The organism is Flavobacterium plurextorum (genome assembly GCF_002217395.1).
GTDB classification, from domain to species: domain Bacteria; phylum Bacteroidota; class Bacteroidia; order Flavobacteriales; family Flavobacteriaceae; genus Flavobacterium; species Flavobacterium plurextorum.
Genome location: NZ_MUHD01000015.1, coordinates 51,350 through 70,014, shown reverse-complemented (window position 1 = coordinate 70,014; position 18,665 = coordinate 51,350). Strand labels below are relative to the sequence as shown.

At 32.6% G+C, this 18,665-nt stretch carries 12 protein-coding genes; 3 read left to right on the top strand and 9 right to left on the bottom strand.

All coding sequences use genetic code 11. From position 1 onward, the window contains the following. Positions 1-70 precede the first annotated feature (70 nt). From B0A81_RS08700 to gltB, 5 genes are all read right to left on the bottom strand, one after another. Positions 71-1,006, bottom strand: a complete 936-nt coding sequence (locus B0A81_RS08700; protein WP_089057659.1) for a hypothetical protein — start codon at positions 1,004-1,006, stop codon at positions 71-73. Positions 1,007-1,485: 479 nt separating this feature from the next. Continuing rightward, positions 1,486-2,646: a glycosyltransferase family 4 protein gene (locus B0A81_RS08690; RefSeq protein ID WP_089057657.1), complete on the bottom strand. Its 1,161-nt coding sequence runs from the start codon at positions 2,644-2,646 to the stop codon at positions 1,486-1,488. Positions 2,647-2,995: 349 nt separating this feature from the next. Next, the gene (gene lysA / locus B0A81_RS08685) at positions 2,996-4,288 is read right to left on the bottom strand and encodes a diaminopimelate decarboxylase (RefSeq protein WP_255409835.1); all 1,293 of its coding nucleotides are present in this window, start codon (positions 4,286-4,288) and stop codon (positions 2,996-2,998) included. A 628-nt stretch (positions 4,289-4,916) separates the two neighbouring features. Next, on the bottom strand, positions 4,917-6,371 hold the full coding sequence (locus B0A81_RS08675) for a glutamate synthase subunit beta (protein WP_089057654.1): 1,455 nt from the start codon (positions 6,369-6,371) through the stop codon (positions 4,917-4,919). A gap of 104 nt (positions 6,372-6,475) precedes the next feature. Continuing rightward, positions 6,476-10,993 carry a glutamate synthase large subunit gene (gene gltB / locus B0A81_RS08670; protein WP_089057664.1) on the bottom strand — a complete coding sequence of 1,506 codons (4,518 nt, stop codon included), beginning with the start codon at positions 10,991-10,993 and terminating at the stop codon, positions 6,476-6,478. 415 nt (positions 10,994-11,408) lie between these two features. On the opposite strand from gltB, the gene sucC reads away from it, so the two are divergent. Beyond that, positions 11,409-12,602, top strand: coding sequence for an ADP-forming succinate--CoA ligase subunit beta (sucC, locus tag B0A81_RS08665; RefSeq protein ID WP_089057663.1), 1,194 nt, complete (start codon positions 11,409-11,411; stop codon positions 12,600-12,602). Between the two features lie 370 nt (positions 12,603-12,972). On the opposite strand, the gene B0A81_RS08660 is transcribed toward sucC, so the two are convergent. Continuing rightward, entirely contained in the window at positions 12,973-13,770 is a 798-nt protein-coding gene (locus B0A81_RS08660) for a DUF5694 domain-containing protein (protein ID WP_089057653.1), read from the bottom strand. A gap of 355 nt (positions 13,771-14,125) precedes the next feature. Next, positions 14,126-14,911, bottom strand: coding sequence for a DUF5694 domain-containing protein (locus B0A81_RS08655; RefSeq protein ID WP_089057652.1), 786 nt, complete (start codon positions 14,909-14,911; stop codon positions 14,126-14,128). 220 nt (positions 14,912-15,131) lie between these two features. Here B0A81_RS08655 and B0A81_RS08650 point away from each other — a divergent pair, with 220 nt between their 5' ends. Together B0A81_RS08650 and B0A81_RS08645 are read left to right on the top strand one after the other, a co-directional pair. Next, positions 15,132-16,172, top strand: a complete 1,041-nt coding sequence (locus B0A81_RS08650; protein ID WP_089057651.1) for a sensor histidine kinase — start codon at positions 15,132-15,134, stop codon at positions 16,170-16,172. Between the two features lie 3 nt (positions 16,173-16,175). Next, positions 16,176-16,883, top strand: a complete 708-nt coding sequence (locus B0A81_RS08645; protein WP_089057650.1) for a LytR/AlgR family response regulator transcription factor — start codon at positions 16,176-16,178, stop codon at positions 16,881-16,883. Positions 16,884-17,042: 159 nt separating this feature from the next. On the opposite strand, the gene B0A81_RS08640 is transcribed toward B0A81_RS08645, so the two are convergent. Both B0A81_RS08640 and B0A81_RS08635 read right to left on the bottom strand, forming a co-directional pair. Continuing rightward, on the bottom strand, positions 17,043-17,507 hold the full coding sequence (locus B0A81_RS08640; RefSeq protein WP_089057649.1) for a DUF1456 family protein: 465 nt from the start codon (positions 17,505-17,507) through the stop codon (positions 17,043-17,045). 132 nt (positions 17,508-17,639) lie between these two features. Next, positions 17,640-18,662, bottom strand: a complete 1,023-nt coding sequence (locus B0A81_RS08635) for an aminotransferase class I/II-fold pyridoxal phosphate-dependent enzyme (RefSeq protein ID WP_089057648.1) — start codon at positions 18,660-18,662, stop codon at positions 17,640-17,642. Positions 18,663-18,665: the final 3 nt, after the last annotated feature.

Here is an 18,665-nt window from a genome sequence, read left to right as displayed (position 1 = left end):
TTTTTTTTTTTTTTTTTTGATTTATTATAAAGATTTACAGGTGTTTATAGCTCAAATTTGAGCTATCAGTTTATTGAATCATATATTTATATTTAATACCTAATTCATCAACATAATAAAATCCATCATTATTAATTGCGAGACAAATATATTTTTTTACTTTCTTATCATTAATTTTTAACTCTCGTACATTGACTTTAGATATTCCATAATCGCCTTTTGATAGAATAAATTTAAAAGTATTTTCATCTAAGATATTATCTTCATAATTTGGAAAAGTCACGACACAAATTTTTTCCGTTTGAAAAGGATATTCCCCATGTTTGATCAATTTGTAGGGAGAAACCAAACGATAATCGATTATTGGCCGCATAGATACTTCCTTTCCATCTTTTGAATAGATTACGTATAATTTTTCTGAAGGTTTTTTAGTTATAAAATATATTTCATCTTTGTCATTTTTGAAATAATCAATCTCACTAAATTTAAAATCAAAGCCTGCAGCTATATTTCCTTTTTCATCTATTATTCCTTGCATGTTTTCTAAATTGGTTGCAATACCAATCTTATGATCTGATTTTTCATTTATGATGCGAACTTTTTTAAATTTACTTGAATATCTGTCGATCGTTTGGTTCTCTACATGAAATCCTAAAAGACTATCATCAACAATAGGATCATCTGAAGGAAAACCACGTACCCATTTTACTTGCTCAATTTTGTGCGGTAAGCTAAAGTTATATTCAATAGAATTATATGTAAAGGTTAAAGTTTTATTTGTCTCAAAATCGACTTCATTAAAAATTGCGGGAGTAACGAACTTTCCATCACGCATATCATACCATCCAAACATTGACTCATAATTTCTGTAGGGAATAAGATATTCAATATTTTCTTCATTTATTTTCGAAAAATATTTTTCTAGATCAATCTCAATTTCATTACCTTCCTGAGCATTAGTTAAATATGTTATAATTAAGAATAGTAACGTAATGGTTTGTTTCATGTTTAATTCTGTTTCGTTAACTTTTGTAAAAATGATTGTATTGATTTTTCTATAGAAAATTGGTTCTTGATATTATCACGGCTAATTTATAATTAATTTAATTATAGTATAAATGAAAATCAAAATGATGTCGAAAATTTTACTTACTTATGAAATCAAGACCGCATCAGGGATAGAGGCGGTATCCTTTTGTGAAGTGAAACGGAATAAAAGATATAGCCGAAAGCCCGGCCCGAAGGGAGATGCTCAAATTATTAAAATTCCAAATTCCAATTCTCGACAATCTTGTCATTTCGACCGAAGGGAGAAATCGCAATAGAAACTCCGTAAAGAAAATCGCTAATCTTTGTTGAGTTAAGAGTGCGATTTCTCTCCAGAGGCTTCGGGATCGAAATGACAAGATTGAACAAATAAAATCCCGCCTCAATTAAGAAACGGGATTAAAGGGATATTCGCTCCAGCGGGGAAAATAATTTATTTTAACCTTCTTTTTCGATTGTTGACAGAAATATTTCTCTCATTTTTTTGCCCCAATAATTCCAGTTTAACTCGTTATCAAATTTCAGTCTCGATTGTTCTGCTAATTCTTTCAGCTTTTCGCGATTATTTAGAAGGTCTTGAATTTGATTGGCATATTCAATTGGTTTTGCTTCAAACGATAGGGCATAACCATTTATATCATTCTCGATAATAGAATTTACACCACCTGTATCTGTTGTGATTACTGGTATTCCGAATGCATTGGCTTCACAAAATGCTATTGGAGTACAATCTGCACGAGTTGGAACAAATAAAATATGGGTCTGAAATAATATTTCTAAAAAAAGATTATAGTCTTCTGATTTGTTTTTATTTAAAAAAGGGATAACCTTTATTCTAGAATTTGTAATCTGATTTGGAGGAACACAACCGCAAATGGTTAAGGTAATATCAAATCCTTTATCTATTAAAATATTTAAGGACTCTAAAACGATGTCTCCACCTTTTCTTTCCCAATCGACTCCTAAAAAAAGAAAGTTAATTGTACCGCCAAAATCCTTTTTTATATCAGTTTTTTCAGGAATGTAATCTATATTAGCGCCAAAACTTACGGTACGAACATTTTTACTGTTTGCTTTATAATTATTTATTACATAATCTGCTGCCCATTTAGAGGAATAAATTTGGGTAGAAGAATTGTTTATTGCTTTCTGTTCAATTAAATTCGATTCTTTAATAGATAAAGCTGATATTCCTGAAAAGATTTTGTAGTATTCATTTATTTGACTGAAAGAAGTGTCAGATAAATAACAAATAGGAGTAGAAGTCTTTAAATATGCAATTTCGGTAGCAGCGGCGGGAGCAAATAGTATGTCTACTTTTTTTCTTTTAAGCTTTGTACTAATTTTAGAAGCATAAAATTTACTTACTAGAATGTTGTGAAAAACATTGTATTTTTTAGAAAATAATTTTACATGAATTTTGTTAAATATTTTAAGTGTTTTGTTTAATGCACTGCTTTTTGGCATCGGACCTAGTACATATACTTCATCAAATTCATTTAATAAAGCCTTATACATTCTGTAATGAATACCCGACCAGCTTCTTTTATCATTAGGATCTGAGGCAGTGATAAATCCAACAATTTTTTTTTCTTTCATTTTTTGGTTAATTTTCTAATTATATCCGCAGTAGTTCTGTCGTTACAGTGAATTTGATACTAAATAAAGTTGGATGGTAAAGCCCTTCAATTGCAAAAATAATATTAAAAGTTTAATATTAATTGAGGTCTCTAAACTTTGAATAATTTCTATTTAGTTTGTAAAGTTTTACCTTTTTATTTCGATGGTGTAAATTTCTATAAAAAGGAAATATGGTAAATGATTGTTTGATTTTAAGTGTTTAGTTTTTGGTTTCTCATGCAGGTTCTGTAGTTTATTTTCACGATAATTAAAAAAATCCCGCCTCAATTAAGAAACGGGATTAAAGTGATATTCTCTTTTTTTTATTTTAAACTGTTGCAGCAATTTCTTGCGGTAACGGAATTTGATTTTTAAGTAAATCTTCAAATGTTTCAGCTTGGCGAATTAAGATTCCTTGTCCGTTCATCCATAAAACTTCGGCTGGTTTGTATCTTGAATTGTAGTTTGAAGACATTGAGAAACAATATGCTCCGGCATTTCTAAAAGATAAAATATCTCCTTCAGTAATTTCTTGAATTCTGCGGTTGTTGGCAAAAGTATCTGTTTCGCAAATGTATCCTACAACAGAGTAAAAACGCTCTTTTCCTTTTGGATTTGAGATGTTTTCGATATGGTGTGAAGATCCGTACAACATTGGACGAATTAAGTGGTTGAAACCACTGTCAACTCCAGCAAAAACTGTTGATGTTGTTTGTTTTACTACGTTTACTTTTACTAAGAAATGACCTGCTTCACTTACTAAGAATTTTCCTGGTTCGAAAATCAGCGTTAAATCTCTGCCATATTCTGTACAGAAAGCATTGAATCTTTTAGATAATTTTTTACCTAATTCTTCGATGTCTGTTTCGATATCGTCTTTTTTGTAAGGAACTTTGAATCCGCTTCCGAAATCTAAGAATTGTAAATCTTTGAAATGTTTAGCCGTATCAAACAAGATTTCAGCAGCATACAAGAATACTTCGATATCTAAAATATCAGATCCTGTGTGCATGTGAATTCCAACAATACTCATTTTTGTGTTTTCAACAATTCGCAAGATATGCGGAATCTGGTGTACAGATATTCCGAATTTACTGTCGATATGTCCAACAGAAATATTTGCATTTCCGCCCGCCATTACGTGTGGATTAATACGAATACATACTGGAATATGAGGATGTTTTGTTCCGAATTGCTCCAGAATAGATAAATTGTCAATATTGATTTGAACACCCATTGCAGCAACTTCTTCAATTTCTTCAAGAGAAACGCCGTTTGGTGTAAAGAAAATCTTTTCGGGTTCATAGCCAGCATGAAGTCCTAACTGAACTTCCTGAATTGATACAGTATCTAAGCCAGACCCCATGTTCTTTAATAACTGAAGAATCGCAACGTTTGACAATGCCTTCATGGCATAATTAACTCTTAAGTTTTCTACCTTAGAGAAAGCTTTAGTTAACCTGTTGTACTGAGATTGGATTTTTTCGGCATCGTAAACATACAATGGACTTCCAAATTGGTCTGCTAACTGCAGTAAATCTTTTGCTTGCATTTTTAAATCATTTTGGGCAAAGTTATTACACTTTTGATTACCAGCAAATAAATTGTAGAAAAATAACAAATTGTAACAAATTGTTTAATTTTGAACAAAAAGTTGCTTATTTTGAGTTTTTGTAACCTTTTTCTAAGATGCTAAGGTTATAAGGTACTAAGATACTAAGTTTTTTGGCCGCGAATTGACGAATTTGACTAATTTTTGAATGCTGTTGAAATTGTTTTTATGCCACAGATTATCATGATTAAATGGATTTTTTCCAATTTTTAAAAGAAGCAAGATGTTTTGATTTAGCCCCGATTGAGGCGGTATCCTCGCAGTGGAACGGAGAGATATAGCCGAAAGCGGGAACTATGTTTATTATAATGCCCATTGTGATGCTTCAAAAGAACATAAATTTTTTGCCAATTTTTAATTTTTAATTTTTCGCAAAATGATTAAAATATTGCCCGTGGTTTCAACCACGGGAACATAATATATGATTGCGTCCAATTCGTAACGTTTCCCGTGGTTGAAACCACGGGTTATGTTTGAAATAGAAGTCGGCCAGAAAATAAAAATTAGTGAAAATTTGTGTAATTCGTGGCTAACAAAAAAATCCATTTAATCATGATAATCTGTGGCAAAAAAAAAACAAAACCCCTGAATAGTAATTCAAGGGTTTGTCAATAGTATGTGTTGTGTTTTTATAGTTTTATAGGCTAGGTAAATCTCCTTTTCCTTTAGTAGGCAAGTTTGTAGAGCCCATTAAGAACAAATCTACCTCTCTTGCAGCTTCGCGACCTTCTGAAATAGCCCACACGATTAATGATTGTCCTCTTCTCATATCACCAGCAGTGAAAATGTGAGGAACATTTGTCTGATAGTTATGCGCTTTGTAATTGCTTCTAAAATCAGTTTCGATTCCTAATTGCTCGCTTAAAGTTTTTTCTGGACCTGTAAATCCTAAAGCTAATAAAGCTAAATCGCAAGGCCAGATTTTCTCTGAACCCTCTTTCTCGATTAATTCAGGACGTTGACCTGGAGTCATTTTCCATTGCACTTCAACAGTTTTTAATCCAGTTAATTCGCCTTTATCGTTAGAAATGAATTCTTTTGTATTGATCAACCAGTTTCTGTCGCATCCTTCTTCGTGAGAAGATGATGTTTTTAACTGCAACGGCCAGAAAGGCCATGGCGTTGACTCGCTTCTTCCAACTGGAGGTTTTGGTAAAATCTCAAAGTTAGTTACCGATTTTGCTCCGTGTCTGTTTGAAGTTCCAATACAGTCAGAACCTGTATCTCCACCACCAATAACGATTACATCTTTACCAGTAGCTTTAACCTGATCAGGAATTGATTCTCCAAATAAAACTTTAGTCTGCTGTGTTAAGAAATCCATTGCCTGAACAACGCCTTTGCTTTCGATTCCTTTAGTTGGTAAGCTTCTTCTTTCAGTTGCTCCTCCGCATAAAACGATAGAATCGAATGCGTTTAATTCTTCTACACTGAAGTTTACACCAACATTTACATCAGTTTTAAAAGTGATTCCTTCTGCTTCAAGGATCGCTACACGTCTGTCGATAATTCCTTTCTCCAATTTGAAGTTTGGAATTCCGTAACGTAATAAACCTCCAATAGCGTTGTCTCTTTCAAAAACAGTAACTGTGTGTCCTGCTCTGTTTAATTGCTGAGCAGCTGCTAAACCTGCAGGTCCTGAACCAATAACAGCAACAGTTTTTCCTGTTCTTGTTTTTGGAGTTTGTGGTTTAATCCAACCTTCTGCAAAACCAATTTCAACGATGTTTTTCTCGATGTTTTCGATTGATACTGGATCTTTTATAATTCCTAATACACATGCTTTTTCGCATGGAGCAGGGCATAAACGTCCTGTAAATTCAGGAAAGTTATTAGTAGATTGTAAAATCTCTAATGCACTTTGCCATTCTTCCTGATGTACCATGTCGTTGAAATCAGGAATTAAATTTCCTAACGGACAACCACTGTGGCAAAAAGGAATACCACAATCCATACATCTTGAACCTTGTTCTTTTACTTTATCTTTTGCTAACGGAATAGTAAATTCGTTGTAGTTAGAAACACGTTCAGCTACAGCTAAATTACTTTCGTCGGCTCTGTTATATTCTTTAAATCCGCCTATTTTACCCATGACATTTTTATTAAATTTAGTTGTGAGTTGTGAAATGTGAGTTGTAAAATGTGAGTTGAAAAACTCAACCTTTGTAACTCTGCACCTTTGTAGCTCAGAACCTCTTAATCAGCTATTAATTCTTCTATTTGTTTTTCTTCTGCAATTCGTTTTAATGCTTTTTTGTAATCTGTCGGCATTACTTTTACGAAGTGCTGTTGTTGATTTTCCCAGTCTGCTAAAATTCTTTTTGCTAATGGACTGCTTGTGTACAATGAATGATTTTTGATCAGTTTTCTTAGTTTTGTAACGTCCTCTTCTTCCAACGGATCGAATGCAACCATTTCCATGTTACAAACTGTCGAATCGAATTTTTGATTTGGATCGTAAACATAAGCTACACCACCGCTCATACCAGCTGCGAAGTTTCTTCCTGTTTTTCCTAAAACTACTACGGTACCACCAGTCATGTATTCGCATCCGTGATCTCCAATTCCTTCAACAACTGCAGTTGCTCCAGAATTTCTAACACAGAAACGCTCTCCGGCCATTCCATTAATATAAGCCTCTCCGGTAATAGCTCCGTAAAGGGCAACGTTTCCAATAATGATATTGTCTTCTGGTTTAAAAGTTGCAGTAGGAGGGACTTTTACAATTAGTTTTCCTCCAGAAAGCCCTTTTCCTAAGTAATCATTACAGTTTCCGTGAATTTTAAATGACAATCCGTTTGTTGCAAAAGCACCAAAACTTTGTCCGGCAGAACCTTCAAAATCAACTAAAATAGTGTCATCAGGTAATCCTTGTGCGCCATAAATTTTTGAGATTTCGTTACTCAAAATCGCACCTACAGAACGGTCTGTATTTTTAATTTTAAAGGTTACTCTTGTTTTTTCTTTTCTATAAATAGACGGAATCGCTTCTTTGATAATATCAAAATCTAATACGTTTTCAAGTTGGTGATCTTGAGTAGTTGTATTGTGATTTGGCTGCGTTTTTGCTTTTTCCGGTTTGTATAGAATTGGTGATAAATCTAAACCATTTGCTTTGTAATGTTTGATCGCTTTGTTCACATTTAATTTTTGTGATTGACCTACCATTTCTTTTAAGGTTCTGAAACCTAATTGTGCCATGATTTCTCTTAATTCTTCAGCAATAAAATACATGAAGTTGATTACGTGCTCTGGCGTTCCTTTGAAATTTTTTCTCAATTCAGGATCCTGAGTTGCAATACCAACTGGGCAAGTATTTAAGTGACAAGCTCTCATCATAATACATCCAGAAGCTACAAGCGGTGCAGTTGCAAAACCAAATTCTTCAGCTCCTAATAAAGCTGCGATTGCAACGTCACGACCAGTTTTCAATTGTCCGTCACATTCTAAAACTACACGGCTTCTTAAATCATTTAAGATCAAAGTCTGCTGTGCTTCAGCTAAACCAAGTTCCCATGGAATACCTGTGTGCTGTAAAGATGTTAATGGTGCAGCTCCCGTTCCTCCGTCATAACCAGAAATCAAGATAACGTCAGCTTTTGCTTTGGCAACACCGGCAGCGATAGTTCCAACTCCAACTTCAGAAACTAATTTTACATTTACACGCGCTTCACGATTCGCATTTTTTAAATCGTAAATTAACTGAGATAAATCTTCAATTGAATAAATATCGTGGTGAGGAGGAGGTGAAATCAAACCTACATAAGGAGTAGAGTTTCTAGTTTCGGCAATCCAAGGCACTACTTTTTCTCCAGGTAACTGCCCGCCTTCACCAGGTTTTGCACCTTGAGCCATTTTAATCTGGATTTCTTTAGCATTTGTCAAATAGTTGATCGAAACACCAAAACGTCCTGACGCAACTTGTTTGATTGCACTATTTCTAGAATCTCCGTTAATTTCTTTCTGGAAACGTTTTGGATCTTCTCCACCTTCTCCAGAGTTACTTTTTCCGCCAATTCTGTTCATTGCAATTGCTAAATTCTCGTGTGCTTCTCTAGAAATAGATCCATAAGACATTGCACCCGTTTTGAATTTCTTCACAATTTCTGTCCAAGGTTCTACTTCATCAATAGAAATTGGATCCAAATTATTGAATTCAAATAAACCTCTAATGGTCATTAAGTTTGAGCTTTGCTCATTAACGGCATTTGAGTATTCTTTATAACTTTCTGGGCTGTTTAAACGAACGGCCTGTTGTAATTTAGAAATAGTGGTTGGGTTAAACATGTGTTTTTCACCACCACGTCTCCATCTGTAAATACCTCCAATTTCAAGAGAAAGCAAACTTGCTACTTTTGAATTTGGGAAGGCTTTTTGGAAACGTTTTTTTACTTCTTTTTCAACTTCCATTAAACCAATTCCTTCGATTCTAGATGGAGTGTAAGGGAAGTACTTAGAAGTAAATGTTTTGTTTAAACCTAAAATCTCGAAAATCTGAGCAGCTCTATATGAATGTAAAGTAGAGATACCAATTTTGTTCATGATTTTAACGATTCCTTTTGCAATCGCTTTGTTGTAGTTTACAACCGCATAATCAGCTTTTACTCCAGTAATGAAACCTTGCGCAACTTGATCGTAAATGATTTCGTTTACCATATACGGATTGATTGCACTTGCGCCGTATCCGAATAATAAAGCAAAATGATGAGGTTCACGAGGTTCTGCAGATTCAATTATGATTCCGAATTTAGAACGAACTTGTAAGATGTTTAAAGAGTGGTGAATGTAAGAGCAAGCCAATAACATTGGAATTGGAGCTAATTCTTCACTTACGCCTCTATCTGATAAAATGATAACATTACATCCTTCAGAAACAGCTTTGAAAGTTGCCTGAACACATTTCTCAAGTGCACGTTCTAAACCGTTAACTCCTTTTTCTATTTTGTATAAAGTAGAAATGGTAGCCGATTTGAAATCTGCGTGATCAATGTTTCTTATTTTGTCCAAATCCTCATTAGAAATAACTGGATTTTGGATTTTTAGTTTTTTACATTGTTTTGACTCAATTTCGAAAATATTGAAATCACCACCAATTGCTAAACTAATATCAGTAATAATTTCTTCACGAATACCATCCAAAGGCGGGTTAGTAACCTGAGCAAATAATTGTTTGAAATAGTTGTATAACAATTGAGGTTGGTCTGACAATACAGCTAATGGTGTATCGTTACCCATAGAACTGATTGCTTCAGCTCCTTGACCTCCCATTGGGTTGATGATTGTTTTTAAATCTTCAATTGTGTAACCAAATAAACGTTGTCTTGTTAAAAAATCTAGTTTTTCAACAGGAGTAGGGTTATTGGTATAAGGAACTTTAGCAAGAGGTAGTAAGTTAGCATCTAACCATTCTTGGTAAGGGCGTTTTGTAACGATTGATTTTTTTACTTCTTCGTCTTCAATAATACGACCTTCGTTCATGTCAACCAAGAACATTTTTCCTGGCTCTAAACGTCCGTGCTGAATTACATCTTCTGGATCGATATCTAGTACACCAATTTCTGATGACATGATTACGAAACCGCTATGTGTTAGTGTGTAACGAGAAGGACGCAATCCGTTTCTGTCTAGTAAAGCACCAATTACGTTACCGTCTGTAAACGGGATAGAAGCTGGGCCATCCCAAGGTTCCATGATACAAGCATTGTATTCATAGAAAGCTCTTTTTTCTGGAGACATGGTTTGGTGTTTTTCCCAAGCTTCAGGAACAACCATCATCATTGCCTCTGGAAGCGAACGACCTGTCATTAATAAAAGTTCAACCACCATATCCATAGAAGCAGAATCTGATTTTCCTTCTAAGATAATTGGGAATAATTTTTTGATATCATCGCCAAAAACTTTGCTCTGCATAAGCTCTTCACGAGCACGCATACGGCTTACGTTTCCACGAAGTGTGTTGATCTCACCATTATGACACATGTATCTAAACGGTTGAGCTAAGTCCCAAGAAGGGAATGTATTTGTAGAGAAACGTTGGTGTACAAGCGCTAAACGAGTCACCAAGTCTGGATCTTTCAAATCTATATAATAACGGCTGATGTCTTCCGGCATCAATAGACCTTTATATATTATAGTAGTTGTCGATAAACTAGTAAAATAAAACATGTGGCTTTCAGAAGTTTTAGATCCTCTTACGGCATGTTCAGCAATTTTTCTAGCTGCAAAAAGTTTTGCATTAAATTCTTGTTCTGTTAAATCTTGTCCGTTTTTAGAAACGAAAACTTGTTTAACTGTTGGTTCTTTTTCTGCGGCGATCTGCCCTAAATTTTCAACGTCAACTGGCACATCTCTCCAACCTAAAACTTTTAAGTTTTGATCTTTAATAGTTGCCTCAAATGCATTAATACAAAAAGAAACTTGGTTTTTGCTTTTTGGTAAAAAAACCATTCCTACTGCATACTCACGCGCTTCTGGGATTTCAAAGTCACATACTTTCTTAAAAAAATCATGAGGGATATCAAACAAAATCCCTGCTCCGTCTCCAGTTCTTCCATCAGAACTAACGGCACCACGATGTTCCAATTTAATTAAGATGTCTAATGCTTTGTGAATAATATCGTTTGATTTAATACCATTCAAATTACAAATAAATCCTGCACCACAATTGTCGTGTTCAAATTCAGGCAAATAAAGCCCTTGTTCTTTAACTTTCATTCTTGATATTTTTTCTACAAAAATAAAGATTTCGTTAAACATAATGTATTGAAATTATAAATTGACTTACATTTTTGTTGTAATAATAGAAAAACGCTTCTTAATTGATAATAATGTTATATTGCCCATTGCGAAATGATAAAATGACAATGCGCTTTAAAATATATTAAGAAAAATCGTCGTTGAGCTACTGAATTCGGTGAATTTTTTGTTAAATCTCAAACGATATAGTGATTTTAAGTTAACATTAACAAAGTGTTTCGGTAACGATTTGTTTGCTTTGAAAAAGAATAATCCTATAATACCTATTTGAGGTGTTTTTTAATTGAAAAAGATTTTACTATTAAGTTGAATTTTGCTACTTTTGTCGCACTTTTATTCTGAAATAAATTCAGAACCAGACAAATTCTATATTATGAACATACACGAATATCAAGGAAAAGAAATTTTAGCAAGTTACGGAGTACGCATTCAACGCGGAATTGTGGCTAACAATGCGGTTGAAGCTGTAGCTGCTGCAAAACAATTAACTGCCGAAACTGGTACAGGATGGCATGTTATTAAAGCACAAATTCACGCAGGTGGTCGTGGAAAAGGTGGTGGAGTTAAGTTGGCTAAAAACTTGCAACAAGTTGAAGAAATCGCTGGACAAATCATCGGAATGCAATTAATTACACCTCAGACATCTGCTGAAGGTAAAAAAGTAAACAAAGTTTTAGTTGCAGAAGATGTTTACTATCCAGGTGAAAGTGAAACGTCTGAATTTTATGTTTCTGTTTTATTGAATAGAGGTACAGGTCGTAACATGATTATGTATTCTACTGAAGGTGGAATGGATATTGAAGAAGTTGCTGAGCACACTCCACACTTAATCTTTACTGAAGAAATCGATCCATCTGTTGGATTACAAGGTTTCCAAGCAAGAAGAATTGCCTTTAACTTAGGTCTTTCTGGAAATGCTTTCAAAGAAATGGTTAAATTCATCGATTCATTATACAATGCTTACATTGGTTCTGATGCTTCAATGTTTGAAATCAACCCAGTTTTAAAAACATCTGATAACAAAATTTTAGCTGTTGATGCTAAAGTTAATATCGACGATAACGCTTTATACAGACAACCGAAATATGCTGAAATGAGAGATATCCGTGAGGAGAATCCAATCGAAGTTGAAGCTAAAGAAGTTGGTCTAAACTATGTTGACCTTGACGGTACTGTAGGATGTATGGTGAACGGAGCTGGTCTTGCAATGGCAACTATGGATTTAATTAAATATGCTGGTTTTGAGCCTGCTAACTTCCTTGACGTTGGTGGAACTGCTGATGCAAAACGTGTTGAAACAGCTTTCAGAATTATCTTGAAAGATCCAAACGTAAAAGCTATCTTAATTAACATCTTCGGAGGTATCGTTCGTTGTGACCGTGTTGCTCAAGGTGTTGTTGATGCTTACAAAAACATGGGAGACGCTATCAATGTGCCAATCATCGTTCGTTTGCAAGGAACAAATGCTGAAATTGCAAAAGAATTAATTGACAATTCAGGTATGCCAATCTTATCTGCAGTTCAATTTCAAGAAGCTGCTGACCAAGTTAAAGCTGCTCTTTCTTAATTAAAATAAGAAATCAATTTATATAGAAAATCCATTCCGAAAGGAATGGATTTTTTTTTTGGATTTACCTTAAAGTACGCTTAGAATTTAATTTGGGATAGTAAATATAAACGAAAAGCTAAATCAATAAAATTTTACGGATTGTATTTCAATACAGCTCGTGGTTTCAACTATAAGGATGCTCCACGATGTTACAGATTGTGATATACAGATTGTGATATACAGATTGCGATATGCATTGTGTCCACGTGGTTTCAACCAAGGGCTATATAAAAAAAACAATCTTTTTATAAACGCAAAGTTCGCAAAGCTGTATGTATTTAGCTTTGCGAACTTTGCGTTTGTATTTACAATCCTTAGTAAAAAAAACTTATTTCAAAACAGTCGATAATTCTATAAGTTCAAACGTTGGATCATTTTCAATAAGCTGTCTGAACATTGCAGCATGACCACCGCCTACTAAAACCATTATTTTATCATCTTTACTTTCAGTTAGTTTTTGGATTAAAGAATACATGTATAAGTTTCTTTTGTACCAATTTGAAACTAAAGAAGCTCCCGTAAAATCATCTGGTTTTCCAGTTCTGTTTGCTACTTCTAAGTACCATTGTAAGTTATCTTTATCAGTTTCTTTTTTATTGAAATAAAGCATAAGTTCTGTTAAAGTGCTTTTTGAAATTTTCTCATTTTGCTCTTTCTGATATTCTTCCATCATTTTTTTAGTCTTCTCCATCAAATCCTTTTGATCCGCTTTTTCCATACTCATCATTAAACTATCGTAAGGAAATGGAGTGCGATAATCAATTGCGTATAATTTTTTGTGATTTAGTTTTTTCGCCGCACGAAGTGCTAATTGAGTAATTTCATTTGCATCTTTTTTGAAAAGACTGTCAGTGTTTTTATTGTAAAACTTATCTAATTCAGCTTGTTTGGTGAATCTCCATTCAACAAAAATTTTATCTGGACCAAATTTCTTGATTTTGTCGCTCATGGTTTCAAGCTCTTTTTGACTTTTTTCGGACATAACATTAAATGTTTTTATTTTGGCAACATCATTTCCTGGATTTGCAAAATGAAAAGTTCCAATTAGCAAGATTTGTTTCTTTTTTGTTTGAGCAGATGATAGATTAAATGTAATAAGGGCTAGTAATAAAATAATTTTTTGCATGATGATTTTGTGTTTAAATTCATTGCAAATGTATGCTGCCTTTTGACCTATATTTTTTGTTTTTGATGAACATAGGATTTCATTTTATAAACATATGAAATTAGAAGTGTAATAATTTCGTGTAATGTTTTTGATAGTTCATCCCTAAAAAAGTATCTTTTAAATAAATATAATTCTCTATTTAACGGCTAGTTGTAAAAATGGAATTGAATTGCTTTTGGAAAATGATTTTATTCAAATACATAAATTGTATGTAGTTCTGAGGTTCTATAAAATCGAAAAGTTCGTAAAGCTATTTATATATAACTTTACGAACTTTGCATAAGTTGTGGTGTGTTTTACGGTTAGAAAAACACTATTTTAAAACTGTCGATAATTCTACAATTTCGTATTCAGAATTATGTTTTACAAATTCTCTAATTATAGCGGTATGTCCGGCCCCTAATAAAACCATTATTTTATCGTCTTTGCTTTCTGTTAACTTTTCAATTAAAGCATACATATAAAGATTTCTTCGGTACCATTCTGAAACTAAAAAAGCACCCACAAAATTATCTGTTTTTCCTCCTTTAATAGCTGTTTCAAGATACCAGCTGATATCTTTTGTATTAACATCCAAAAGTAACTGGGTCAACGAATATTTTGTGATTTTTGTATTGAAATCTGTTTCATTATGTTTTATCGTTTCTTCATTCTTCTTGATTAAATCAAATTGATTGGCAGCTTTCATTTCTTTTACTAAGCTATCATATGGAAAATCAGTATCATTGTAATCTATTCCGTATAATTTTTTATGCCCTAATTTTTTAGCTGATCTTAAAGCTATTTGTACTATTTCATCTGAATCGTTTTTTAATAAACTATCAGTATTTTTAGCATAAAACTTATCTAATTTATCTTGTTTTTTAAAATTCCATTCTACGAAAATTTTATCAGGTCCAAATTTTTTAATTTTATTGGTAATGTTTTCGAGTTCTTTCTGGCTCTTATCAGACATTACATTAAACGTATTTACTTTAGCAACATCAAGCCCAGGATTTTCAAAATGGAAACTTCCAAATAATAATATTTGTTTCTTTTTTGTTTGAGCAGATGATAGATTAAATATGATGAGAACTAGTAATAAAATAATTTTTTGCATGATTGTTATTTTTTAAATTCATGGTAAATGTATGTTGTCTTTTGAATTCTATTTTTTGTTTTTGATGAACGTAGGATTTCATTTTACAAACACACGAGATTTATGGCGTAATAATTTCGTGTAATGTTTTTGATATTTGATCCTTAAAAAAGCATGTTTCAAATAAATTTAATTTTCTATTTAAGGCTTAGTTGTATTTTTGAATTAATTATCAAAAACTATGAAATCAAGAATCCCTTTTTACTATCACATTGTCTTTTTCTTTTTATTATTTCTAACGTACATTTTGTGGGATATTGGACTTAATGATGAAAAAATAGAAATTGTAATCAAAGCAATATGTTATGGAATTACGCCAACTCATTTGTTAGCAATATTTTGTATTTACATCCTCAACTTTTACTACTTCTGTGAATGGTTTTTAAACAGGAAGAAATTACTTTTTTATATTCTGACAATTCCAGTTTCGCTATTGCTTTTTGCAGCTGTTCGCTATTTTTTGCAAGAAGTCGTTATGTTTAATATTACTGGAATGCACAACTATTATGAAGAAGCCAGAGAAATAGGTTATTACATAAAAGATAATTTTTTCTTCGGATTGCCGGCTGTAATTTTAAGCGCATTGACTTTTTTGTTTTGGCAGTATCATACTACACAACATCAAAATCAGGAATTGCTTTTGGAGAATAAAAAAGCTGAATTTCAAATGTTAAAAGCACAGGTTAGTCCACATTTTTTATTTAACACATTGAATTCTTTTTACAGTCAGTTGGTTTTAAAAGATGATGAAATGGCTTCGGATGTTTTGGTGCTTTCCGATTTACTGCGCTATGTTATTACAGAAACAGAAAAAGATGAGGCGGTACTTTCAAAAGAAATTCAGTTTATTCAAAACTACATTCATTTACAGAAAAAACGATTTGAAGATCAATTGTATCTAGATTTTTCAATTGAAGGAAAGTACTCGAATGAAAAAATTCTTTCATCAGCTTTGATTCATTTTGTAGAGAATGTTTTTAAACACGGAAAATTTAATAGCGAGCAGGAAAAAGCAGTTATATTCATTAAAATAAAAGAGGATTTTTTAGAGATTTCCACGTTTAATTATACTGTTGAAGGCGAGAATTATTCTTCAACAGGAATTGGTTTTGATAACTTAACCAAAAGATTAGAGTACATGTATAAAGGTAAATTTATACTTGAAAAAACAGAAGAAAATAATACCTTTAAAACCTACTTAAAAATACCGCTAAAAAAATAATTTATGACTTTTAAATGTATTATTGTTGACGATGAACCGCCGGCAACTCGTATTCTAGAGAATTATATTGGAAAAGTAAATTTCCTTGAAAAAACGGGAGTTTTTAATGATTCATTAAAGGCTTTAGAATTTTTAAATACACAAACAGTTGATGTTATTTTTTTAGATATTCAAATGCCTCAATTGACAGGTTTACAGATTTCTAGAATTATTTCGAAGGATATAAAAGTCATTTTTACAACTGCTTATCCAGACTTTGCCTTGGAAGGTTTTGAATTGAATGCAGTTGATTATTTATTAAAACCCATTTCGTTTGAACGTTTCTATCAAGCTGTTTCAAAGTTGAATATAGAATCAAAAACGATTATTTCGAGTCAGAATAATACGCCCGATTTTATATTCATTAAAACAGATGGAAAGAATAAATTCCAGAAGATTTTTCTAAACGATATTTTGTATGTAGAAAGTTTGCAGAATTACGTTTGTATTCATACTTCAAAACAGCAGATTATTACACATTCGTCATTAAAAAATGTAATCGAATCACTTCCCGAAAATCATTTTATTCAGATTCATAAATCGCATGTGATTTCTCTACATCATATTGAATCTACGGATAATTTTTCTGTTTTTGTGAACGGGAAAGAACTGCCAATTGGTGCTACTTTTAAAGATGCTTTTTTTGATAAGATAGAAGAAAACAAAATTTGATTTTAACCGCAATCCCGATAGCCGTCGGAAGCTAAGATTTTATTTCAGAAAACACTTATAAACGCAAAGTTCGCAAAGCTTTATCCATTAAAGCTTTGCGAACTTTGCATTTATATTCATAATCTATAACAAAAGATCCTTGCGCCCTTTGCTGTTAAATTATTTCTTATTTTTCCCGTTTTTAAAAACCACTTTTTCTACAACAGATGGTTTTCCATTTCCTTTAGGAAATGCTTTCTTTTTAGGTTTTCCAGCTGATGAACCTGACTTTGATGAACTTTGATCACCTCTATATTTTTCTGAATCTTTTTGAGAAGCTTTAAATTCTGGTCTTTCCTTAGAAGTTTCTTTCTTTGGAATTTCAGATTTATGTTTTGCTAAAACATCAGTTGGGTTTTTCGGATTTTCTTTAGTTCCTCTCAAATGAATTACTAATCCGTTTAAGAAATTACGCAAAACCTGATCACCGCATTCCATATAGTTTGGATGATCTTCAGCTCTGAAAAAAGCACCTAATTCTGATTTTGAAATTCTAAAATCTACTAATTCTAAAATTTCAACTATTTGGTCATCACGGAGCATTAAAGCCACGCGAAGTTTTTTAAGTATATCGTTATTTGTCATTGTTTATTTTTTACAAAGGTACGTTTTATAAGCAAAGATTTGGAGTATTTTTTTGACCGCGAATTACAATATTTGCCCGAATTAAATTTTTTAAATGAATTAGTGGAAATATTGTAATTCGCAGCCTATTTTTTATTTATGATTTAAGACCTGAACTAATTTATCCAAATCTTCTTTTAAATGGTTTGCGGTAATTACTATGCGATTTAATGGTTCAGCATCTTTAGTATATTTAAAACTAGCAATGACGATTTTTTCCTGGTTTAATTTTTCTACTAATTCATTTGATAAAAGATAAATCAAAGGGTAAGTTTTATCAAATTTGAGATAGTTGTTTTTAATTAAAATCGAATCGATATATTCTAAATTGTCTAAGAGTTTTTTGTGCTGCAAAGTGTAGATTTCTGCCGCATCTGAAAGTGTTTGCACAAAAGCAGGATTCATTCCCGCTGCGCTTGTAAAAGTTTCTAACTCCTTTATTTCATTGATAAATTTTAAATCAGATGCAATAACACCGCCAGTTAATCCAAATGCTTTTCCTAAAGACGAAACCATTATTTTTCTTTTAACAGGATATTGAATTGAAGAATAAATGCCGCAGCCATTTTTGCCTAAAATTCCAAAAGAATGAGATTCATCAATAAGCAATGTAATTTCTTTATGACTTGGAATTTGTTCTAAAAAAGACAAATCAACAGGTTTAGTTTCAAACGAAGGAACTCCATCAGTAAGAATCGCTATTTTCTCCCATTTTGAATCTAATAAACGTTCGTTTAATTGCTCATTTACAAATAATGGAAGGCTGTTTTCGATTCGGATTGCATTATGCGTATCATTCAAATGAAAAAAACAGTCAGTTTGTTTCTTTATTAAATCTATAACCAATTTTCCCGCCAGCATTCCAGAAGAAACAGTAACAGCACTTTCTGAACTAATATGAGAAGCTAAAAAGGTTTCGCCTTCATCATAAGCTCTTAACTTGATGTTTGCAGTTCTCGAACTGCCATAAGTAGTTCCCCAGTTTAAAATGTTCTTAACGACCAGATTCTGAAAAGCTTTATTTGTTGGAAGCCCTAAATAAGCAGTTCCGCCAAAATACAAATACTGTTCTTGGTCAATTTCAATAACTCGATCAGGAAATTTTTCGACTTTCATTTT

What these genes read in the sequence shown, in the direction of transcription:
- sucC (WP_089057663.1), top strand. Translation starts at nt 11,409, where the DNA reads ATGAACATACACGAATATCAAGGAAAAGAAATTTTAGCAAGTTACGGA.
- B0A81_RS08655 (WP_089057652.1), bottom strand. Translation starts at nt 14,911, where the DNA reads ATGCAAAAAATTATTTTATTACTAGTTCTCATCATATTTAATCTATCA.
- B0A81_RS08675 (WP_089057654.1), bottom strand. Translation starts at nt 6,371, where the DNA reads ATGGGTAAAATAGGCGGATTTAAAGAATATAACAGAGCCGACGAAAGT.
- B0A81_RS08645 (WP_089057650.1), top strand. Translation starts at nt 16,176, where the DNA reads ATGACTTTTAAATGTATTATTGTTGACGATGAACCGCCGGCAACTCGT.
- B0A81_RS08700 (WP_089057659.1), bottom strand. Translation starts at nt 1,006, where the DNA reads ATGAAACAAACCATTACGTTACTATTCTTAATTATAACATATTTAACT.
- B0A81_RS08660 (WP_089057653.1), bottom strand. Translation starts at nt 13,770, where the DNA reads ATGCAAAAAATTATTTTATTACTAGCCCTTATTACATTTAATCTATCA.
- B0A81_RS08650 (WP_089057651.1), top strand. Translation starts at nt 15,132, where the DNA reads ATGAAATCAAGAATCCCTTTTTACTATCACATTGTCTTTTTCTTTTTA.
- B0A81_RS08640 (WP_089057649.1), bottom strand. Translation starts at nt 17,507, where the DNA reads ATGACAAATAACGATATACTTAAAAAACTTCGCGTGGCTTTAATGCTC.
- gltB (WP_089057664.1), bottom strand. Translation starts at nt 10,993, where the DNA reads ATGAAAGTTAAAGAACAAGGGCTTTATTTGCCTGAATTTGAACACGAC.
- B0A81_RS08635 (WP_089057648.1), bottom strand. Translation starts at nt 18,662, where the DNA reads ATGAAAGTCGAAAAATTTCCTGATCGAGTTATTGAAATTGACCAAGAA.
- B0A81_RS08690 (WP_089057657.1), bottom strand. Translation starts at nt 2,646, where the DNA reads ATGAAAGAAAAAAAAATTGTTGGATTTATCACTGCCTCAGATCCTAAT.